19 protein-coding genes and 1 tRNA gene are annotated in these 19,970 nt (G+C 66.3%); 11 read left to right on the top strand and 9 right to left on the bottom strand.

Annotated features, from left to right (window positions below):
• Positions 1-3: 3 nt before the first annotated feature.
• The 3 genes from ACFQDH_RS05605 to ACFQDH_RS05595 all read right to left on the bottom strand — a co-directional run bounded on the left by ACFQDH_RS05605 (position 4) and on the right by ACFQDH_RS05595 (position 3,810).
• Positions 4-1,374, bottom strand: coding sequence for a glutamine synthetase family protein (locus ACFQDH_RS05605; RefSeq protein WP_382399273.1), 1,371 nt, complete (start codon positions 1,372-1,374; stop codon positions 4-6).
• A 70-nt stretch (positions 1,375-1,444) separates the two neighbouring features.
• The gene (locus ACFQDH_RS05600) at positions 1,445-2,218 is read right to left on the bottom strand and encodes a FadR/GntR family transcriptional regulator (RefSeq protein WP_382399271.1); all 774 of its coding nucleotides are present in this window, start codon (positions 2,216-2,218) and stop codon (positions 1,445-1,447) included.
• A complete protein-coding gene (locus tag ACFQDH_RS05595; RefSeq protein WP_382399269.1) occupies positions 2,215-3,810 on the bottom strand; it encodes an amino acid permease in 1,596 nt (531 codons plus the stop codon). The genes ACFQDH_RS05600 and ACFQDH_RS05595 overlap by 4 nt, the downstream gene beginning before the upstream one ends.
• Positions 3,811-3,975: 165 nt before the next feature.
• Between ACFQDH_RS05595 and ACFQDH_RS05590 the strand changes: the two genes are divergently transcribed.
• Complete coding sequence (locus tag ACFQDH_RS05590) at positions 3,976-4,467, top strand: RNA polymerase sigma factor (protein WP_382399267.1); 492 nt, start codon at positions 3,976-3,978, stop codon at positions 4,465-4,467.
• Positions 4,454-5,053, top strand: coding sequence for a hypothetical protein (locus ACFQDH_RS05585; RefSeq protein ID WP_382399265.1), 600 nt, complete (start codon positions 4,454-4,456; stop codon positions 5,051-5,053). Before ACFQDH_RS05590 ends, ACFQDH_RS05585 begins: the two co-directional genes overlap by 14 nt.
• 4 nt (positions 5,054-5,057) lie before the next feature.
• Here the strand turns inward: ACFQDH_RS05585 and ACFQDH_RS05580 are convergent, their stop codons facing one another.
• Positions 5,058-5,294 carry a DUF1059 domain-containing protein gene (locus ACFQDH_RS05580; RefSeq protein WP_382399263.1) on the bottom strand — a complete coding sequence of 79 codons (237 nt, stop codon included), beginning with the start codon at positions 5,292-5,294 and terminating at the stop codon, positions 5,058-5,060.
• 92 nt (positions 5,295-5,386) lie between these two features.
• Between ACFQDH_RS05580 and ACFQDH_RS05575 the strand changes: the two genes are divergently transcribed.
• The gene (locus ACFQDH_RS05575; protein WP_382399261.1) at positions 5,387-5,908 is read left to right on the top strand and encodes a GNAT family N-acetyltransferase; all 522 of its coding nucleotides are present in this window, start codon (positions 5,387-5,389) and stop codon (positions 5,906-5,908) included.
• Between the two features lie 100 nt (positions 5,909-6,008).
• Here ACFQDH_RS05575 and ACFQDH_RS05570 read toward each other — a convergent pair whose 3' ends face one another.
• The 3 genes from ACFQDH_RS05570 to ACFQDH_RS05560 form a co-directional block, all read right to left on the bottom strand.
• Positions 6,009-8,171 carry a 3-hydroxyacyl-CoA dehydrogenase NAD-binding domain-containing protein gene (locus ACFQDH_RS05570; RefSeq protein WP_382399259.1) on the bottom strand — a complete coding sequence of 721 codons (2,163 nt, stop codon included), beginning with the start codon at positions 8,169-8,171 and terminating at the stop codon, positions 6,009-6,011.
• Between the two features lie 33 nt (positions 8,172-8,204).
• Complete coding sequence (locus tag ACFQDH_RS05565) at positions 8,205-9,416, bottom strand: acetyl-CoA C-acetyltransferase (RefSeq protein ID WP_382399257.1); 1,212 nt, start codon at positions 9,414-9,416, stop codon at positions 8,205-8,207.
• 134 nt (positions 9,417-9,550) lie between these two features.
• Positions 9,551-10,699: an acyl-CoA dehydrogenase family protein gene (locus ACFQDH_RS05560; RefSeq protein WP_382399255.1), complete on the bottom strand. Its 1,149-nt coding sequence runs from the start codon at positions 10,697-10,699 to the stop codon at positions 9,551-9,553.
• A gap of 134 nt (positions 10,700-10,833) precedes the next feature.
• On the opposite strand from ACFQDH_RS05560, the gene ACFQDH_RS05555 reads away from it, so the two are divergent.
• The 3 genes from ACFQDH_RS05555 to ACFQDH_RS05545 are packed head-to-tail and all read left to right on the top strand — an operon-like array spanning position 10,834 to position 12,223.
• Positions 10,834-11,532, top strand: a complete 699-nt coding sequence (locus ACFQDH_RS05555) for a TetR/AcrR family transcriptional regulator (protein ID WP_382399253.1) — start codon at positions 10,834-10,836, stop codon at positions 11,530-11,532.
• A 41-nt stretch (positions 11,533-11,573) separates the two neighbouring features.
• Positions 11,574-11,801, top strand: a complete 228-nt coding sequence (locus tag ACFQDH_RS05550; RefSeq protein ID WP_382399251.1) for a type II toxin-antitoxin system prevent-host-death family antitoxin — start codon at positions 11,574-11,576, stop codon at positions 11,799-11,801.
• Positions 11,798-12,223 (top strand): type II toxin-antitoxin system VapC family toxin, encoded by a 426-nt coding sequence (locus tag ACFQDH_RS05545; RefSeq protein ID WP_382399249.1) that lies wholly within the window; start codon positions 11,798-11,800, stop codon positions 12,221-12,223. Before ACFQDH_RS05550 ends, ACFQDH_RS05545 begins: the two co-directional genes overlap by 4 nt.
• Positions 12,224-12,257: 34 nt before the next feature.
• Here ACFQDH_RS05545 and ACFQDH_RS05540 read toward each other — a convergent pair whose 3' ends face one another.
• Positions 12,258-13,931, bottom strand: a complete 1,674-nt coding sequence (locus tag ACFQDH_RS05540) for a ribonuclease H-like domain-containing protein (protein WP_382399247.1) — start codon at positions 13,929-13,931, stop codon at positions 12,258-12,260.
• Positions 13,932-14,092: 161 nt separating this feature from the next.
• Positions 14,093-14,174, bottom strand: a tRNA-Leu gene (locus ACFQDH_RS05535).
• A 224-nt stretch (positions 14,175-14,398) separates the two neighbouring features.
• On the opposite strand from ACFQDH_RS05535, the gene ACFQDH_RS05530 reads away from it, so the two are divergent.
• From ACFQDH_RS05530 to ACFQDH_RS05510, 5 genes are all read left to right on the top strand, one after another.
• A complete protein-coding gene (locus tag ACFQDH_RS05530; RefSeq protein WP_382399245.1) occupies positions 14,399-15,340 on the top strand; it encodes an FhaA domain-containing protein in 942 nt (313 codons plus the stop codon).
• A complete protein-coding gene (locus ACFQDH_RS05525; protein ID WP_382399243.1) occupies positions 15,337-15,807 on the top strand; it encodes an FHA domain-containing protein FhaB/FipA in 471 nt (156 codons plus the stop codon). The genes ACFQDH_RS05530 and ACFQDH_RS05525 overlap by 4 nt, the downstream gene beginning before the upstream one ends.
• Before the next feature lie 8 nt (positions 15,808-15,815).
• Positions 15,816-17,087 (top strand): PP2C family protein-serine/threonine phosphatase, encoded by a 1,272-nt coding sequence (locus ACFQDH_RS05520; RefSeq protein ID WP_382399241.1) that lies wholly within the window; start codon positions 15,816-15,818, stop codon positions 17,085-17,087.
• Positions 17,088-18,446: an FtsW/RodA/SpoVE family cell cycle protein gene (locus ACFQDH_RS05515; protein WP_382399239.1), complete on the top strand. Its 1,359-nt coding sequence runs from the start codon at positions 17,088-17,090 to the stop codon at positions 18,444-18,446. It abuts the gene before it with no gap.
• Positions 18,447-18,510: 64 nt separating this feature from the next.
• A complete protein-coding gene (locus ACFQDH_RS05510; RefSeq protein WP_382399237.1) occupies positions 18,511-19,965 on the top strand; it encodes a peptidoglycan D,D-transpeptidase FtsI family protein in 1,455 nt (484 codons plus the stop codon).
• Positions 19,966-19,970: the final 5 nt, after the last annotated feature.

Genomic DNA, 19,970 nt, shown 5'->3' with positions numbered 1-19,970 from the left:
CCCTCACAACCTTTCGAATCCACGCCGGCGCTCCCAGTCGGTGACCGCGGCGCCGAACGCCCGAATCTCGACATCGGCCATGTTCGTGTAGTGATCTACGATCTCCTCGCCGAGAGCGGCTCGGGCCGCGGCCGAGGAGTGGAACGCCTCCCGCGCCGCAGCGAGGTTGTTCGGGACCCGCGGCTTGTCCGAGTCGTAGGCGTTCCCCTCGATCGGTGCCTCCAAGGTCAGTTGCTGCTCAACCCCGTGCAGGCCACCGGCGATCATCGCCGCGAGCGCGAGGTAAGGGTTCACGTCGGCGCCGGGGACGCGGTTCTCCATCCGGGCGCCGGCGCCATGGCCGACCAGCCGGACCGCGCAGGTGCGGTTGTCCTGGCCCCACCCGATCGTGGTCGGGGCGAACGTCCCATCGGCAAACCGCTTGTAGGAGTTGATGTTCGGGGCATAGAGCAGCGTGAAGTCGGCGGCCGTCGCGAGTACTCCCGCGATAAACTGCTCGTAGAGCTCGCTGCGCCCGCCGGGCCGGTCCGGATCGGTGAAGACCAGCGATCCGTCCTCTCCGCGGAGCGACAGGTGGATGTGGCAGGAGGAGCCTTCGCGCTCGTCATACTTCGCCATGAACGTCAGGGACTCACCCCGAGTCGCGGCGATCTCCTTGGCTGCGTTCTTGTAGAACGCATGATTGTCGGCGGTGACCAAGGCTTCGTCATACAGGAAACCGATCTCATGCTGGCCGAAGTTGCACTCGCCCTTGGCGGACTCGACGTTGAGGCCGGACTCGTAGAGGCTGTTGCGCAATTCGCGCAGCAACGGCTCGATGCGCGCGGTGCCCAGCAGTGAGTAGTCGACGTTGTAGCGGTTGGCCGGCGTCAGCCCGTGGTAGTCGCGCTCGATCGCGTCCTCGTAGGTGTTCTCGAAGACGATGAACTCCAATTCCGTTCCCGCATAAGCCTTCCAACCGCGCTCAGCGAGGCGATCGAGTTGATGACGGAGTATGCCGCGCGGTGACGCGTAGACCGGCCGGTGGTCGGGCCAGACCAGGTCGCACTGGATCATCGCGGTGCCGGGCTGGTGCGCGACGCGGCGGGTGGTGTCCCAGTCCAGGACGAACTCCATGTCGCCGTAGCCCTTGTCCCAGCCACTCGTGGCGTAGCCCTCGACAGTGTTCATGTCGACGTCGACGGCCAGGAGGTAGTCACAACCCTCCGTCCCGTCCTGAGCGACGTGGTCCAGGAAGTGGTGAGCGTGGAATCGCTTGCCCTGCAAGCGGCCCTGCATATCGGTGAAGGCGGTGACAACGGTGTCGATGTCACCGGATTCGATCAGATGACGCAGTTGCTCCTGCGTCAGATGGCGGTCGTTGCGTTGCGGCATCTCTTCCTCTCTTCGCAAGGGCGGTCTCGATACACGGCTCGTACCTCGCCGCACTCGACCCGCTTGGTGTTCATCCGAGCAGGCCGCGCAGGAGTGCCGCGGTGTCCGAACAGTGCTGGTGCATCACGCGATTGGCTTGTTTCTCGTTGCCGGAGAGGATCGCGGCGACGATCGACCGGTGCTGGCTCGTCGAGTGCCGGATGTTGCGCGGCAGAACCGGGATCGCCTGCAGCAGGGTGTGCAGGTCGTCCTGCGCATCGGTGACCGCTGTGATCAGCCGCGCGGAGCCGGACAGCCGGGCGATGGTCAGGTGCAGGATGCTGTCCGCCCGGCGATGTATCGCCTCGTCGGGTGCATTCTCGACCGCCTCCAGCGCGGCTTCGAGTGCCCGCCGATCGTCGGCTCGGACGTCATCGCGCCCGCACCGCAGCGCTGCGAGCGCCGCGGCGCCCGGTTCGACGATGGCCCGGAAGTCCAGCGAGTCCCGCAGGTCGTCCTGTCGGCCGGCGAGTGCCGTTGCGCCCGAATGCTTTTCATCGACCGGCACGGAATCGAGCACCAGGGTGCCACCACCACGCCCGCGCCGGGTCTGCACGACACCGGCCGACCGCAGCGCTGTCATCGCCTCGCGCAACGTCGTGCGGGACACCGCAAGCAGTTCGGCGAGATCACGTTCTGGCGGCAGCGTGCTTCCGGGTGGGTAGATGCCCAATCTGATGGCGAGGGCCAGCTGTTCGACACAGGCCTCGAACGCGTGGTGCGCCCGGACGGGTCGCAGGATCACCCGATCGAGGCCGGGCTTCGACATACGCCCGTCCCGCACCCCGCGGTCTCCGGCGGTCAACCTGCGACCGTCCCGTCGTCGACCGGGGTGACCTCGTCGACGGTCCGGATCGGCCCGCTGAACCAGTTCCTCGCTGAGGCCTGCCACCAGATGGTGATCACTGCCAAGGCACCGAGGGTGACAATCGGGGCGTAATTGACGTATTTCCAGGCAAATCCAGAGTTTCCGGGGATTGCGGCGGGTGACGTCGGCAGCATGAGGTAGAGCGAGACAACAATGATCTCGACGACCGCCAGCGGGTTCATCCACTTGTATTTCCTGCCGTTGTTCCACGAACCGAGGTCAAAGTTCTCACCGTGCCGCCACCGCAGCCAGATGGGTATGGCGAACGAGAGGTAGAGCCCGATCACGGCGATCGAGGTGACGGCGAAGAACGCCACCGGGATCGGGGCACCATTGATGTCCACCTTGATCAGTGCGGGCAAGGTGACGATCACGCTGACCGCGGTGACCAGACCGACGCCCTTGGCGGGGACCCTGGTCCGGGACAGCTGGCTCCAGTGCTTCGAACCCGGGACCGCGCGGTCCCGGCTGAAGGCGTAGAGCATGCGGGAGGCTGACGTCATACACGACGTCGCGCAGAAGACCTGCGCCGCCGCCGAGATGAACAGGACCAGTCCGCCCTTGGTGTTGCCGAGTGCACTGGTGAAGATGTAGGCGACACCGCCCGCGCCGACTCCGGCATTGTCGGGAGCCCCCTTCACGTTCGGAATCGCGAAGGTCACCGCGAGCAGCAGGATGTAGCCGCCGAGAGCCGAGTAGGCGATCGACTTCCAGATGCCCTTGGCCGCGCCGTGGGAGGCCGACTGCGTCTCCTCCGACAGGTGCACGGACGCGTCGAATCCGGTGATCGTGTACTGCGTGAGCAGGAAGCCGAGCGGAACGACCAGGAAGAAGAAGCCGAGACTCGATGAACTGCCGCCACTGAACCCGGAGTTGTTGTAGCGCTCGGTGAAGACATAGCTGAAGCTCTGGTGGTGGGAGGGGACCGCGACGAGCAGCACCACAATCACCACTGCCCCGACGACGTGCCACCACACGGAGATGTTGTTGAGGATCGCCAACAGATGTCCGCTGAAGATGTTCACCGCCGCGATGACTGCGAGCACGAGCAGGAAGGTGATGAAGACGCGAGTCAGCGAATAGCCGCCCGCATAGCTCTTGGACCAGGTGCTGATCGTCAGGTCGATGAACGTCGCACAGCCGTAGGCGACGGCCGCGGTCACCGCGATGAGGCCGATCAAGTTGAGCCAACCGGCGTAGAAGCCGGCTCGCGCACCGCCGAGTTTCGATGCCCACCAATAGATTCCGCCCGAGGTGGGGTATGACGAAACCAGCTCCGACATGGTGAAGCCGATGACCAGGATGCAGATCGACAGGATCGGCCACGACCAGGAGATCGAGATCGGCCCGCCGTTGTTGAAGCCTGCCTGGTAGTTGGTGAAACAGCCCGCCAGGATCGAGATGATCGAGAACGAGATGGCGAAGTTGGAGAAGCTCGACCAACTCCGCTTCAAATCCTGCTTGTATCCGAGCTCCGCGAGGCGCTTGGCATCTTCATCGAGTTCAGACTCGTCGGTCAGAGCCATCATCGGCCTCTTTCGCGAGTAGGGAAGGGTCGCAACAGAGTGTTGCGCAGGTCACACTCAATGGTCAATGGTTCGACTTCATACCTTTGATTCTGGTCGCTCCAACCCAACCGAATCGACGTCCGGTGCAGTAGACCTCATGACAGCAGGCGGCGGAGGGAGGTAAGCGTGACTTCGAAACAGGCGGGCGGGGAGCTCGCACACGCTCTGTCGGTATGTCGCCCGGCCATGCGCCGCTTTGCGTACGCGCTCGTCGGTCCGGATCACGCGGACGACCTCGTGCAGGACGCCGCCGAGCGCGCTTGGCGCAAGCAGAAGCTCTTCGACCCTGCTCGTGGCAGCGCACAGGCGTGGTTGCTCGCAATCGTCGCCGACCAGGCCCGGCAACGCTGGCGTAGGCCGCACCGGGCATGGCAGGAACTGCATCCCGACGCACTCGTCATACCCGAATCATCAGCTGCAGCAGTCGATCTCGCGCACGCGGTTCGGGCGCTGCCGGCCAGGCAGCGAGCGGCCGTGGTGCTTCATTACTTCGTCGATCTGCCCGTGGCGGACGTCGCCCAGGTGCTGGGTTGTGCTCCCGGCACGGTCAAGTCCCAATTGCACGACGCACGCGCCGCGCTCGAGCATGCCTTAGGAGACTCGTATGCCAACGATTGAGGAACGCCTTCGCGACACCGGACGTGTATGGCGCGAGCACGTGGATGCCGCTGCGCCACAAGAGACTTCGACTCCAGCGCGGTCACGCCGAAACGGGTCGAGGCGACGCGTCGTTCTCGTCGCCGCTGCAGCCGTGGTCGTCGCGGGTGTCGGCGTACCGGTGGCCGGGGTGCTGGCGCACCGAGCGGCTGATCACAACCAGGGACAGCAGGGTTTCGCCGCCTCCTGTGCCGGCCCACAGCTTCGACTGGTGGGGGAGCAGAAGCGCTCCCAGATCTCCGTCGCTCGAGCCGGGCAGGAGTTGACCGTCACGGGCCGCTTCTACCTTGATGGGTGCCAGGACAATGGGGGCGTTGGGACACCGCGTCCACTCACGGTGATCCTCTCGTTGCGGGGGCACAACCAGACTGTCCGCCTACGAGCTGTCCTCGCCCGCGGGGAGCTGGGAACATTCCGCGCCACCGTGCGCATTCCGGCCGACTACCCGCTGGGCACGGCGAAGCTCACCACGCACACGGTTGGTCCACAGGCGGAGCTTGCGGCGGGATCGCCGATCGAGCCGATCTTGCTGACCATCGTGAAGTAGCCAGTCAGCCCTCCGGCAGCTCCGCGAACGTCTGCTTCATCTCGCGATACCAGCCCATCGACTTCTTCGGATGCAACCAGCGCCCCTTCATCTCCTTGCGGGCCGCGAAATGCGTTGCGTCACCGGCGTTCTCGGCATCCTTGAGATGCTGGTCGTGTGCCTTGATAACGTCGTCGGCGGTCTCGCCGCGGTGCTCGAGGTCGCAGGGTCCACCGAATTGGCGGCAGGTCATCGTCTTCATCGCTCATCTTCCTTCGGTCGTCGTACTGACACCCGTATGACGACCCGGGCGCGACAAGTGTGACCGTCCGCGGATCGGGGAGAATGGGTTGTATGACGGACGCCTCGACCCGGCCGGTGACACTGCGAGCCGGAACACGCGCCGACATACCCGCGCTCACCGCCATCTACAACCACTACGTCGAGCACACGGTCGTCACCTTCGACACGACACCGTTCACGCCCGCCGAACGCGAAGCCGGCTGGTTCGTCCACTACGCACCGGCCGGGCGTCACCGCCTCCTGGTCGCGGAGACCTCCGGCGACGTCGTCGGTTACGCCACGAGCAGCCCGCACCGACCGAAGGCGGCATACGAAACCTCTGTCGAGACAACGATTTACCTGCACCCCGACGCGACAGGGCGCGGAATCGGTCGGATCCTGTATGCCGAACTGCTCGACTCACTACAGACCGAAGACGTCCACCGGGCGCTGGCCGGGGTGGCACTGCCCAACGACGCCTCGACGGCACTTCACGAACGGCTGGGATTTACCGCGCTCGGCACCTTCCGAGAGGTCGGCCGCAAATTCGGCCGGTATGTCGACGTGCGGTGGTTCGAGCGCCCGATCGGGTGACAGTCCACTCGCAGTCCGCGAGTGACGCATCTGACGGTGAGTGACGCATTTGCAAATGCGTCACTCACCGTCAAGTGCGTCAGTCGGTACGGGAGGGCGGTCAGTAGATTTCGCCGGCCTCCGCCTTGGCCACCAGGGACGCGGGCGGGTTGAACTGCGGGCCATAGCGATCCGCGAGTTCGCGGGCACGGGCGACGAAGCCGGCCAGGCCCCCGTCATACCCGTTCATGTACTGCACGACGCCGCCCGTCCAGCCCGGGAAGCCGATGCCGAGGATGGACCCGATGTTGGCGTCCTCGACCGAGCGCAGCACGCCCTCGTCGAAGCACTTGACCGTCTCCAACGCTTCGGCGAAGAGCATCCGCTCCTTCATGTCCTCGAACGGCAACTCCTTGTCGCCGCCGAAGTTCTCGACGAGACCCGGCCACAGGCCGGTGCGCTTTCCGTCGGCGTAGTCGTAGAAGCCCGCGCCGCCCAGCTTGCCCTTGCGACCGTCGGCGATGATCTTGTCGACGATGTCGTATGCCGGGTGGTGGAAGTAGGAGTCCGCCTTGCCGTCGGCCTCCAGCCCGGCGCGAGTCTCCTTCTGAATCTTGCTCATCAGCGTCAGGTTGAGCTCGTCGGCGAGCTGCAGCGGCGCGGCCGGGTAGCCCGCCTGCTGACCCGCTTGCTCGACCGATGCCGGGTGCACTCCCTCGCCGACCATCGCGATCGCCTCGTTCATGAAGCTCCCGATCACCCGGCTGGTGAAGAAACCGCGGCTGTCGTTGACGACGATCGGGGTCTTCTTGATCTGCTGGGCAATGTCGAAGGCCTTCGCCAGCGTCGCGTCGGAGGTGTTCTCACCGGCGATGATCTCCAGCAGCGGCATCTTGTCGACCGGTGAGAAGAAGTGCAGGCCGATGAAGTTCTCCCGCTTCTTGACGCCCTCGGCGAGCCCGGTGATCGGCAGCGTCGAGGTGTTGGAGCCGAGCACGGCGTTGGGGTCGACGACGTCCTCGATCTCTTGGAAGACCTTGTGCTTCAGGTCGACGCTCTCGAAGACGGCCTCGATGACCAGGTCGCAGCCCGCCAGATCGGCCGGGTCCGCCGTCGGCGTGATGCGAGCCAGCGTCTTGTCGGCCTGCTCCTGGGTGGACTTGCCCCGCGACACGGCCTTCTCGAAAAGCGCTGCGGAATAACCCTTTCCGCGCTCAGCCGCCTCGAGCGAGACGTCCTTGAGGACGACCTCCATGCCACCACGTGCGCAGACGTAGGCAATGCCCGCGCCCATCATGCCCGCGCCGAGTACGCCGACCTTCGTGGCAGTGAACTTCGGCTGATCGGCCGGTCGGCTGCCGCCGCCGTTGATGTGCTGCAGGTCGAAGAAGAACGCCTTGATCATGTTCTTGGAGACCTGCCCGGTGACGAGCTGCGTCATATAACGCGACTCGATGACCAGCGCGGTGTCGAAGTCGACCTGCGCACCCTCAACAGCGGCCGACAGGATCGCACGCGGCGCGGGGTAGTTGGCGCCCTTGAGCTGCTTGCGCAGGTTCGCCGGAAAGGCCGGGAGGTTCGCCGCGAAGGCCGGCGTCGACGGTGTGCCACCGGGGATCTTGTATCCCTTGACGTCCCAGGGCTGTTGGGCCTCAGGGTTCGCGGCGATCCAGGCCTTGGCAGCGGGAAGGAGAGCCTCGGCGCTGTCCACGACCTCGTCCACCAGGCCGACCTCAAGGGCCTTCGCCGCCGGATAGCGGTTGCCCTGGAGCAGCACCTTCATCAGCGCGTCAGCGATGCCGAGCTTGCGGACGGTGCGGACGACGCCGCCTCCGCCGGGCAGCAGGCCGAGGGTCACCTCGGGCAGGCCGACCTGAGCGCCCTTGACATCAGCGATGATTCGGTGGTGCGTCGCCAGCGCGATCTCCAGGCCGCCGCCCATCGCGGCGCCGTTGATCGCGGCGACAACCGGCTTGCCGAGCGTCTCGAGGGTGCGCAGCTGCGCTTTCACCTCGGTGACACCGTCGAAGAACTCCTGTGCCTGGTCCTTCGTTGTGGCCATCAGGTCGTGCAGGTCACCGCCGGCGAAGAAGGTCTTCTTCGCCGAGGTGATGATCACGCCGGCGATGTCGTCCTTCTCCGCAACGAGGCGGTCGACCGCCGTGCGCATCGAGGCGATATATGCCGCGTTCATCGTGTTGGCCGACTGCGACGGATCGTCGAGGGTCAGCACCACGACGCCGTCGGCGTCCTTCTCGTAGTTGATCGTGTTCTGGTCGCTCATATTGAAGTCAGTTCCTTGCTGGTCCGCGGCGCTTCAGACGCGCTCGATGAGGGTGGCGACGCCCATGCCGCCGCCGATGCAGAGGGTGATGACGGCGGTGCTCAGGTCGCGGCGCTCGAGCTCGTCGACCATGCTGCCGAGGATCATCGCGCCGGTCGCGCCGAGCGGGTGGCCCATGGCGATCGCGCCACCGTTGACGTTGAGCTTCTCGTCCGGGATGTCGAAGTCGCGCTGGTACTTCATGGCCACCGAGGCGAAGGCCTCGTTGATCTCCCAGAGGTCGACGTCGTCGGCGGTGATGCCGGCGGTCGCGAAGAGCTTCTTGGTGGCCGGCGTCGGGCCGGTCAGCATGATGGTCGAGTCGGCGCCGCTCGTGGCGGTCGCGACGATCCGAGCGCGCGGGGTCAGGCCGAGGTCCTTGCCGACCTGCTCCGAGCCGACGAGCACCAGCGCGGCGCCGTCGACGATGCCGGACGAGTTCGCAGCGGTGTGAACGTGATTGATGCGCTCCACGTTGTGGAACTTCTGCAGCGCCACGGCGTCGAAGCCGCCCACCTCGCCCATCCCGGCGAAGGATGGCTTGAGCGCGCCGAGCGACTCGACGGTCGACTCGGGCCGCATGTGCTCGTCGTGATCGAGGACGATGATGCCGTTCTGATCCACCACCGGGACGATCGACTTCGCGAAGTATCCGTTGGCCCATGCCTTGGCGGCCGCCTGCTGCGAGCGCACGGCGAAGCCGTCCACGTCCTCGCGGCTGAAGCCCTCGATGGTGGCGATCAGGTCGGCGCCGATGCCCTGCGGCACGAAGTAGGTGTCGTAGTTGGTCGCCGGGTCCATCGCCCAGGCGCCACCGTCGGAGCCGATCGGCACGCGCGACATCGACTCCACCCCACCGGCGATGATGAGGCTGTCCCAGCCCGAACGCACTTTCTGCGCAGCGGTGTTCACTGCTTCCAGGCCCGAGGCACAGAAGCGGTTGAGTTGCACGCCACCGACGGTGTCGGGCAGGCCTGCGGCGAGCGCCGCGGTGCGCGCGATGACCGCACCCTGGTCGCCGACCGGCGAGACGACTCCGAGGATGAGGTCGTCGATGCGGTCGACCTCCAGGGTCGGATTGCGTTTACGCAGCTCGTCGACCAGGCCGACGACCAGGTCGATGGGCTTGGTGGCGTGCAACGAGCCGCCACGGTTGCGTCCGCGCGGGGTGCGGATCGCGTCATACACGAATGCTTCGGTGCTCATCGTGAGCAGTCCTTTCGAATCATGAAGAGAGACACTGAGGCTTATTCTGCGTTTGCGTTGCGAGTCGCGAGCTCCCTGCAACGCCAACGCATCTCAAGCTTCCTGTGCCTGTTCAGAATTAACTTCAACGGAAATCAGAGGCTTCGGGCGATGAGTTCTTTCATCACTTCGTTCGCGCCGGCGAGGATGCGCAGCACCCGGACGTCGGCGTAGATGTGCGAGATCGGGTATTCCTCCATGTAGCCGTAGCCGCCGAAGAGCTGCAGGCAGCGGTCGGCCACTTCGGTGGCGCGGTCGGTGATCCAGTATTTCGCCATCGATGCCTCGGTGGCGTCGAGCTCGCCGGCGACGTGCTTCTCGATGCACTGGTCGAGGAAGGCCCGCCCGACGCGCGCGATCGTCTCGCATTCGGCGAGCTCGAACCGGGTGTTCTGCAGGGCGAAGAGCGGCTTGCCGAAGGCGTGCCGGTCCTTGGTGTAGGCCACCGTCATCGCGACCGCGGCCTCGATCGAGGCTTGTGCGATCACCGCGGTGATCAGTCGCTCCTGCGGCAGCTGCTCCATCAACTGGTAGAAGCCCTGACCTTCCTTGGGGCCGAGTAGGTTGGCCACCGGCACGTGCAGGTCGTCGAAGAACAGCTCCGCCGTGTCCTGGCCCTTCTGGCCGAGCTTGTGCAGGATCCGGCCGCGCTTGAATCCCGGTGTGTCATCGGTGACTTCGGCGACGATCAGCGAAATGCCGGCAGCGCCCTTCTCGTCACCAGTGCGGGCGACGATCACCAGCAACGAGCACACGTGCCCGTTGGAGATGAAGATCTTCGAGCCGTTGACGACGTAGTCATCGCCCTCGCGGACCGCGCGAGTCTTGATCGCCTGCAGGTCCGAGCCGGTGCCCGGCTCCGTCATACCGATCGCCGCGACCCACTCGCCGGAGGCGAGCTTGGGCAGCCAGCGAGCCTTCTGCTCGTCACTGCCGTATGCCGCGAGGTAGTGCGACACGATGCCAGCGTGCACGGCGAAGCCCATGCTGGTGTCACCGGCACGAACCTGCTCCTCGATCAGAACGGCCTCGTGCGCGAAAGTGCCTCCGCCACCACCGAATTCGCTCGGCAGCGACATCCCCAGCAGGCCGAGCTCGCCGGCCCGGGCATAGAGCGAAAGATTCGGATGCCCTTGCTCGACGTGCTCCGGCTGGTGTGGCAGCACGTCCTTGGTGAAGTAGGTCGCGGCAAGTTCGCGAACCGCCTCGGTTTCGTCGTCGCTCCAGCGCGGTCGTGCGGGCACGGAGACCTCCGGGCGGTCGGTGAGTGAAGTGTGCTCGAGTGATGTCTTCGAGCCGTACTCACGAGTATCGACACGCTGTTGACAGACTGTCAACAGCTTTGGAAGATGTGTCGACCGGCGAGACGAGGAAGACCATGACCGAGGACCAGATCACGGCGACCGATGATCCGACCGGCGCGCGGGCGCGTCGACTCGAGCCGGACGCACGCCGCGAGGAGATCCTGGCTTGCGCGATCCGGCTCTTCGGCGAGCGGCCGTATGTCGCCGTCTCGACGACCGAACTCGCCGAGGCGTCGGGTGTCACCCGCGGACTCATTCACCACTACTTCGGGACCAAGCGCGGGCTCTACCTCGACGTCGTGCGCGCGATGGTGCTCGTGCCCAACATCGACGACTCGATCGGGTCGACCGGCTCGATGACCGAGCGCGTCGAGCGCAGCGTCGACTGGTTCCTGGACACCGTCGCCAGCCACGGAGGCACGTATGTCGCTGTCACCGGGCCGGAGGGGATCGCCGCCGACCCGGAGGTCGAGCGCATCCTCGCCTCAGCCGACGACATCGCCGCCCGAAAGATCCTGCAGGCAGTGGGATTCGGCTCCGACAGCACCGCGCAGTCGCCCGAGCGTGCGGCCCTACGCGCCTACTGCCAGCTCGCGAAGGGCGCCGTCCGCGAGTGGCTGCGTTCCGAAGCACTCAGCCGTGAGCAGGCGCGTCGCCTGCTCACGGACTCGCTGCTCGCCATCGTCGACTCCGTGCTGCCGAGCCTCGCTGATTCCACGACGACGGCCGACAAACACCGAATCGTGGTTGCCACCCGCTCGCCATGGAATTAAAGTAGCTATGTACCTACTTTATGGGGGCTGCCGTGACAACGATGAGCGCACGCGACTTCAATCGCGATGTCAGCGCGGCCAAGAGAGCGGCCGATCACGGCCCGGTTGTCATCACAGACCGGGGGCGGGCAGCCTACGTCCTGCTGTCGGCGTCGAAATACGAGCAACTCACCGACAAGCGCAGCATCGTTGACTGGCTGCAGACCAACGACGACATCGAGTTCGAGCCGGCCCGGCTGACGTCTCTGCCGCGAGCCGCAGACCTGTGAGCTTCCTGCTCGACACCAACGTTGTCAGCGAATTGCGCAAGCGGCCCGGCGTGGTCGACCCGCGAGTAGTGGAGTGGGCGCAACGGCATCCCGCGCGGGACGTGTACATCAGCGTGGTCACCGTGCTGGAGATCGAGTTGGGCATAGCGCGACTCGAACGCCGCGATCACCAGCAGAGCGCGCCGCTGCGGGAGTGGATGGACTCAGGAGTGCTTGCCGGATTCGCCGGTCGCATCCTGCCGATCGATGTTGAAGTGGCACGGCGGGCAGCGCACTTACACGTGCCCGACCCTCGCCCCGAGCGCGATGCTTTCATTGCCGCCACTGCCCAGATCCACGGCCTGACGGTCGTCACCCGAAACCTCAAGGACTTTGAGCCGACCGGGGTGGCAACGTTGGATCCGTGGGCATCCGGGCAATGATCGGAACCGCAGGTCGTCTCCAATAGGCCGCTGCTCAGCCTCGTGCTCGCAGCCCGTCCCGGATCGCGGCCTGCGCGGCGACGTCGGACTCGTTGTAGTCCAGGCACCAGGTGCGTGCTGCTGCGGCGTCGGGACCGGTGCCGCGGGCATGCTCGATCTTGTCCATCGACGAGAAGCCGCCGGCGTCGTCGACGCCCCACTCGAATCCGAAGATCGGCGCAACGTCCTTGATGGAGAACGACTTTCGGGCGACGAACTCGGTGCTGGCCCAGGCGAGCAGGTCGACGGTCCTGCCCTCCAACAGGGCAGCCAGCCGGGGAAACTTCCGCGTGCGCGACACCTCTACCCCTGACCAGTGGAAGATCATCAGCCTGCGCCCGCGCAGCTCGGCGTCGGCGATGAGCGCCGCGAACCGGTCGGCCGCCTGCTCCGCGAGCGCGACCTCGCTGGCCACGTCCAACGGCTCGAAGGACACGACGGGTTCGTAGCGCGCGGTGGTCTCGTCGGTGCCGTGCCGGACCCGCAGTCCGTATTGGTAGATCCGGCCCGCGCGATCCCACTCGATGTCGAAGTCGATCTCGACGTCGGCGGTCGGGACCTCCGGCCAGGCTCCGGCGTCGCCGCTCGGCTCGATGTCGACACCTCGCAGCGTCAGGTCGGCCTTGGTGACGGCAGCGCGCAGCGCCTTCTCCGCCGCAGCGGCGCCCTGCCGACTGGCGGCATTGCGTGCGAAGCCGTCCAGCAGGTCGGCGTCGATCTCCAGGGCCGCCAGATCAGCCAGCGTGGTCACGCCACGCGATGCGAGGTATTGCCACTCACGGGTCCGCAGTCGCCCGTGGCGCAGCGCGAACCCGGCGTCGTCGGGGCCGACGACCTGCTCGCACTGCTGCGCCCACACGCAGTCGAAGCACTCGTCGGTGCCGATCGGACGCACCAGCTCCCGACCGTCACGGGCGGCCTGCGCGACCTCGACCCGGAAGCCGAACTCGTGGTCGTAGCGCTCCAGCGGCGAACGCATTCGGCGTCCCGACTCGGTCGTGGCCGAGAAGGTCCGCTCGCCGGCTTCGGTCAGGTCGTACCAGGTGATCCCGCAACCATGGAGCGTCAGACCGTCATACGAATCGGTGCCGAGGATGCCGCCGTGGAGCCACTCCTCGCCGGGGTGGAAGCCAAGGTCCTGCAGCATTCGCGTGTAGTGCGCCAGCTGCATGACGTCATCGCGCCAGTGGCCACCGCGATTGCACACGGCATCGGCCGACTCCCACCGCATCGGTGTGTCGATCGGGGAGTAGGTGAGCTGCTTGGTCTTCGAAGCGCTCAAGGTGTGATGGTGCTTGATGTCGACCGGCAGGTATGACGGCCGGTCCTCCGCCCCAGCGCGCACGAGCAGATCCGGCGCCCCACGGCGTGCCGCGATGTCCGGCAGCCGACCCCCGACGATCGCCGGATCGCCGCGGCCCATCGCCGTCAGAGTGGCGTCGATCGTCGCCGCCCAGGACGCGTCGGCATCGAGGAACGTGCCGCCGCCGCCCAGGACATCCCGCAGGACCTCGACGACCTCGTCCTGGAAGGCCCGGCCCTCGTCGAAGAGGATCTGCAGGTGAGCGGGCACGGGCAACTCCACCGCGACCGTGCCCGGGGCGTTCTCGTTGTGCACCACTCGCGGGCACTTCTTGGCGGGGTAGCCGCCCAGGAACACCTCGCTCATCCCGCCGCTCTCCCTGCTTCTGCCGTGGTCCTTCGATTGAACCCCCGATCACCGACAGGCGGTGGTTTCGGCCCGGCATACAAAAAGTCCCGACATCCATTACGCCGATACAGATGAAGTAAGGCCCCGACGATGAACCTGTCGGGGCCTTACTTCATCTGTGCGCGAGGGGGATTTGAACCCCCACGCCCTTTCGGACACTGGCACCTGAAGCCAGCGCGTCTGCCGTTCCGCCACTCGCGCGAGTGCCGGACCAGTTTGCCCTGTATGGCGCCAGAACGCCAAATCGGCGAGATCGCGGCGGGCCGGGCTCCCTTCCGTAGGTCGTCGCCGTCCGGGCCTCGGTCGATTCAGAAGGATCCCAGCGCGTATGCCGAAGCGTCATACGCCACACAGTTACCATGGCGTGCGCGGCACGGGCGCCGTGGAAAACCGATCCCGCACAACCCGGACCAAGGAGGCGAGACGTGGGCATCTTCGACAAACTGGAACGCAGCATCGAGCGCGGCGTCAACGGCGTCTTCGCCAAAGCCTTCCGGGCCGAGGTCCAGCCCGTCGAGATCGCCAGCGCCATGCGCCGCGCGATGGATGACAGGGCGGTCAGCGCCGGCAAGGGCAAGCGGTCCGTCGTGCCCAATCTCTTCGTGGTCGAGCTGTCGACCACCGACTACGAAGGCCTGGTCACCGAGCACGAGGACGACCTGGCCGACGACCTGATCGCGACCGCGTCCGAGCACGCCGAGAGCCAGCGTTATCAGCCCGGCGGCCCGGTCAGCGTGCAGTTCAGCGAGGACGAGAGCCTGGAGACCGGTGTCTTCCGGCTGCGTCCGTCGACCGCGCGCCAGGTGCAGCCGAACATGCGCCGTATGCCGGAACGTATGCCGCCAGCCCGTGATGTCGACGACCCGCGAGCGCCGCGGGGGTATGAGCCACCGCCGGCTGCGAGTCGACAGCGGCCTCGGGACCTCGAGACGCCTGGTCTCGATACACCTCCTCCGCTTCGCTCCCCCGGCACTCGACCCGGCGCCCCGCTTCGCTCCTCCGGCTCCTCGGCCACCTCAGCGGGCCGCGACGACTACCGGCCTTCTCCTGCTGCGCCGCGCAAGTTGCGGCAGCGACCGTGGCTGGACGTCGACGGCGACCGCTACCCGATGCTCGGCGCGATCACCGTCATCGGCCGTGACGACGACGCCGACATACTGCTCGACGACCCGGGAATCTCACGGCGGCACAGCGAGATTCGCGTCACCTACGACGGCCCGCACCAGGTGATCACCATCCGTGACCTCGGCTCGACCAACGGCACGTTCGTCAACGGCGACCCGATCGGGACGATGCACCTGAGCGAGGGCGACCGCATCACCATCGGACGCACGCACCTGATCGTGCACGAAGGCGGGACCCGGTGAGCGAACTCACTCTCACGGCAATCCGTCTCGGGTTGCTGGCGCTGCTCTGGGCGTTCATCTTCAGCATCGTCAGCGTGCTGCGCGGCGACCTCTACGGCACGCACGTCGCGACCCGGTCCACCGACCGCCGCAGCACCCCGGCTGCGCCGCAACGCCCCGCGAAGGCGGTCCGGCGTGGGCCGACCCGGCTGGCGATCATCGAGGGGCCGATGCGCGGCGGCAGCATCCCGCTGACCGAGAACGGCGTGCTCATCGGCCGCAATCCGGAGTGCACACTGGTGCTCTCCGACGACTTCGCCAGCGGCCGGCACGCCCGCATCTATGCCAGCGGCGACAGCTGGATGATCGACGACCTCGGCTCGACCAACGGCACCTACGTCGGCGAAGAACGCATCGGGCAAGGTATGGCGTTGTCCGAAGGCTCCCGCGTGCGGATCGGCCAGACCGTCCTCGAGGTCAGGAAGTAACGGCCCCCATGTCGATCTCCCTGCGGTATGCCGCTCGCACCGACATCGGTCTCGGCAGCAAGAGCCGCAACGAGGATTCCGGGTATGCCGGGCCCGATCTGCTCGTGCTGGCCGACGGCATGGGCGGGCACGCTGCCGGGGACATGGCCAGCTCGACCGTCGTCGCCGAGTTGATCGACCTTGACGGTGCCTCCTTCGCCAGCGACGAGGCCCTGCGTCGGCTGGCGACGGCGGTGCACAACGCAAACGCACGACTACGCGCGGAGATGGACGACGACGCCGAGCTCGAAGGCATGGGCACCACGCTCATCGCGTTCCTGCGCAGCGGAAACATGTTGGCACTGGCCAACATTGGCGACTCGCGTGCCTACCTGGTCCGGGACGGTGTCTTCAGCCAGATCACCAAGGACCACAGCTTCGTGCAGACCCTCCTGGACGAGGGCCGCATCACCGCCGAGGAGGCGGAGCATCACCCGCAACGCTCCCTGGTGACCCGGGTGCTGACCGGCCGCGAGGACGACGAGCCGGACCTGTCGCTGCGCGAGGCCAAGCCCGGCGACCGGTTGCTGCTGTGCTCCGACGGCCTGCCCGACTACGTCGCGGGGCCGACCATCGAGCAGATCGTCACCGGCGACGGAACCCCCGCGCAGATCGCCGAGGCGCTCATCGCGATCGCCCTCAAGGCCGCTACCCGCGACAACGTCACCGTCGTCGTCGCGGATGTTGTCGATGGCGATGACGACGTGCCGACCTCGACCACCCCGCAGATCGTCGGCGCCGCCGCGGCCCACGACGTCTCCTCCGACGTGGCGGACGCGCCGACCAGCCCCGCGGCGAAGGCAGCGGCGCTGCGTCGCGCCGCCAACACCCCCGCGCCTGCGGACGACGATGACGAAGAGCTGCCGGTGCTCGCCGAGGAGGGGCCGCGCCGCTTCGCCTGGTTGCGCCGGATCCTGTTCGCCATACTCGTCGTGGCAGTGCTCGCCGTCATCGGCATCTTCGGGTATGCCGCAACGCAGCGGCAGTACTACCTCACCGAGCACGACGGCAAAGTGACCATCTACCAGGGGATTTCGCAGAATCTCGGCCCAATCAAGCTGCACTCCGTCAACACCGTTAGCGATATCTGGGTTGCCGACCTGCCCAGCTACGACCGTGACAAGGTCGCCGCGGGCAGCATGACCGCGGGCAGCAAGGAAGCTGCGATCAGCATCGTCGAGAACCTCCGCTCGGACATGGTCACCTGCCAGGCGCAGGTCGCCGACGGAAGCACCTGCTAAGTGAAGACCAAGATCGCGGCACCCAAGACCCGCCGCAACACCGAGCTGGTGTTGCTGGTGGTTGCTGTTGCGATCGTGCTGGTCGCCTACGCCAATGTCGGTCTAGCAGTTAACAATTCGCTCCCGGTCGACTTCTACACCCTCGGCGGCGGCTTCGCCGTCGTCTCGTTCGTCTTCCATCTGGCGCTGCGCTGGAAGGCGGCATACGCCGACCCCGTGTTGCTGCCGATCGTCACCCTGCTCAACGGCCTCGGGCTGGTGATGATCCACCGCATCGACCTGGCGCCGGGCTCCCCACATGCCGCACCGAAACAACTGATGTGGACCGCCGTTGGTGCCGCGGCCGCGGTCGCGCTGATCTTCTTCGTGCCCGACCACCGTCGGCTGCGGCGCTACACCTTCATCTTCGGACTGGCCGGATTCATCCTGCTGCTCACGCCCCTGATGCCGGGAATCGGCCGCAACATCAACGGTTCTCGCGTATGGATCGTCGTGGGCGGCTTCTCCTTCCAGCCCAGTGAGATCGCCAAGATCCTGATCACGATCTTCTTCGCCAGCTACCTCGTGCAGACCCGTGACGCACTGTCCCTGGTCGGCCGCCGGGTGCTCGGCCTGCCGTTGCCCCGGGCCCGCGACATGGGTCCGATCCTGATCGCCTGGATCGCCTCGCTCGGTGTGCTGGTCTTCGAGTCCGACCTCGGCACCTCACTGCTGTTCTTCGGGCTCTTCGTCGGCATGCTCTACGTCGCGACCGAACGCCGTTCCTGGATCGTCATCGGGCTCGGCCTCTTCTTGGCCGGCACCTACGTCGCCTACCTGTTGTTCGCACACTTCCAGGAGCGGGTGTCGTTGTGGCTGGACCCTTTCCAGCCGGGACTGTCCGACCAGATCGCCAAGGGTTTGATGGGTATGGCGGCCGGCGGCATGTTCGGCACCGGCCTCGGGCAGGGCCATCCGGAGCTGACCTACTTCGCCAACAGCGACTTCATCATCCCGTCGTTCGGTGAGGAGCTCGGCCTGGTCGGGCTGTGCGCGATCCTGGTGCTCTACGGCCTGATCGTCGAGCGCGGCCTGCGCACCGGCGTCGCCTCCCGTGACGGCTTCGGCAAGCTGCTGGCCACCGGCCTGGCGTTCTCGATGGCGTTGCAGGTCTTCGTCGTCGTCGGCGGTGTCACCCGGGTGATCCCGCTGACCGGCCTGACCACCCCGTTCCTGTCCGCGGGCGGTTCCTCACTGCTGGCCAACTGGGTGATCATCGCGATCCTGCTGCGCATCAGTGATCACGCCCGTCGGCCCACCTCCGAGGACCGACCCGAGAACCTCGGCTCCGACGACACCCAAGTGGTGAAAACGAGATGACACAACTCTTGATCTCGATACGCTCCTTCGTCGCTACTCGATCCGCTTGGGTCGTGAAAACCCGATGAATGCGCCCATCCGCCGCCTCGGCCTGGTGGTCGCCGCAATGTTCTGTGCGTTGCTGGTCGCGACCACGCTGATCCAGTTCGTGCAGGCCCGCAGCCTGGACGACCGGGCCGGCAACCGGCGCACCCTGCTCGCGTCATACAGCAAGGAGCGCGGGTCGATCCTCGTCGGTGGCTCGGCGGTCGCTGTGTCCAAGAAGACCGACGACCAGTTCAAGTGGTTGCGCTCCTACCCGCAGGGTTCGCTGTATGCCGACGTGACCGGCTACTTCTCCTTCACCTACGGCAGCACCGGCATCGAGCGGTCCGAGGGCGACTTCCTCAACGGCAGCTCCGACAAGCTCTTCTACCGCCGGCTCATCGACATCGTCACCGGCCAGTCCGCGCAGGGCGCCAGCGTGCAGCTGACGATCAACGCCAAGGCGCAGCAAGCCGCCGCCAAGGCGCTGGGCAACCAGAGGGGTGCAGTCGTCGCGCTCGACCCGAAGACCGGCGCGATCCTGGCCATGGTCACCAGCCCGTCATACGACCCGAACAAGCTGGCCAGCCACGACCTGAACAAGGTGCAGTCGTCGTTCGCGCAGCTGTCCAAGGATCCCGACCAGCCGCTGCTCAACCGAGCCATCAACGGCAACCTCTACCCGCCGGGCTCGACCTTCAAGCTGGTGGACGCCGCAGCGGCGCTCGAATCCGGTAAGTACCAGTCCGATTCGACGCTGCCCGGTCCGGCGAAGCTGCGGCTGCCCGGCACCAACAGCTACCTGCCCAACGACTTCCCGGGCAACTGTGGCGCGAACGACAAGGTCACCCTGAAGCGCGCCCTGACGATCAGCTGCAACACGGCCTTCGCGTCGCTGGGCATGAGCCTCGGCCAGGACAGCGTGCGGAGTATGGCGACGAAGTTCGGCTTCGGTAAGTCGTTGTCGATCCCGATGTCGGTCACGCCGAGCGTCTTCCCCAGTCAGCTGAACCAGCCGCAACTGGCCCAGTCGGCCATCGGTCAGTACGACGTGCGCGCCACCCCGCTGCAGATGGCGATGGTCAGTGCGGCGATCGCCAACGGCGGCAAGGAGATGACGCCATACCTCGTGCAATCGGTGCGCGACAAGAACCTCGACGTCATCCAGACCACGGACTCCAAGGTGTTCTCCAACCCCGTCTCCGCAGGCACCGCCACGACGCTCACGGACATGATGGAGTCGGTCGTGAGCCAGGGCACGGGAACCAATGCGGCCATTCCAGGCATCAAGGTGGCAGGAAAGACGGGCACGGCCGAGCACGGCCAGGGCCGCAACGCCGATGTGTGGTTCACCGGGTTCGCGCCCGCGGACAACCCGAAGGTGGCCGTTGCGGTGCTCGTCGAGAACGGCGGAACGGTCGGACAGGAAGCGAGTGGCGGTCTGGTGGCAGCACCGATCGCCAAGCAGGTGATGGAAGCGGTGATCGGGAAATGAGCGAG

This window comes from Flexivirga alba (genome assembly GCF_042661025.1).
GTDB classification, from domain to species: Bacteria; Actinomycetota; Actinomycetes; order Actinomycetales; family Dermatophilaceae; genus Flexivirga; species Flexivirga alba.
Note: the sequence above shows the minus strand (reverse complement) of the source record. Positions and strands in the feature narration are given on the sequence as shown.

Bases quoted from the DNA above. Each gene is read 5' to 3' on its own strand.
- ACFQDH_RS05605 (WP_382399273.1), bottom strand. From the start codon at position 1,374: ATGCCGCAACGCAACGACCGCCATCTGACGCAGGAGCAACTGCGTCAT.
- ACFQDH_RS05595 (WP_382399269.1), bottom strand. From the start codon at position 3,810: ATGATGGCTCTGACCGACGAGTCTGAACTCGATGAAGATGCCAAGCGC.
- ACFQDH_RS05585 (WP_382399265.1), top strand. From the start codon at position 4,454: ATGCCAACGATTGAGGAACGCCTTCGCGACACCGGACGTGTATGGCGC.
- ACFQDH_RS05580 (WP_382399263.1), bottom strand. From the start codon at position 5,294: ATGAAGACGATGACCTGCCGCCAATTCGGTGGACCCTGCGACCTCGAG.
- ACFQDH_RS05575 (WP_382399261.1), top strand. From the start codon at position 5,387: ATGACGGACGCCTCGACCCGGCCGGTGACACTGCGAGCCGGAACACGC.
- ACFQDH_RS05570 (WP_382399259.1), bottom strand. From the start codon at position 8,171: ATGAGCGACCAGAACACGATCAACTACGAGAAGGACGCCGACGGCGTC.
- ACFQDH_RS05565 (WP_382399257.1), bottom strand. From the start codon at position 9,416: ATGAGCACCGAAGCATTCGTGTATGACGCGATCCGCACCCCGCGCGGA.
- ACFQDH_RS05555 (WP_382399253.1), top strand. From the start codon at position 10,834: ATGACCGAGGACCAGATCACGGCGACCGATGATCCGACCGGCGCGCGG.
- ACFQDH_RS05550 (WP_382399251.1), top strand. From the start codon at position 11,574: ATGAGCGCACGCGACTTCAATCGCGATGTCAGCGCGGCCAAGAGAGCG.
- ACFQDH_RS05540 (WP_382399247.1), bottom strand. From the start codon at position 13,931: ATGAGCGAGGTGTTCCTGGGCGGCTACCCCGCCAAGAAGTGCCCGCGA.
- ACFQDH_RS05520 (WP_382399241.1), top strand. From the start codon at position 15,816: ATGTCGATCTCCCTGCGGTATGCCGCTCGCACCGACATCGGTCTCGGC.
- ACFQDH_RS05510 (WP_382399237.1), top strand. From the start codon at position 18,511: ATGAATGCGCCCATCCGCCGCCTCGGCCTGGTGGTCGCCGCAATGTTC.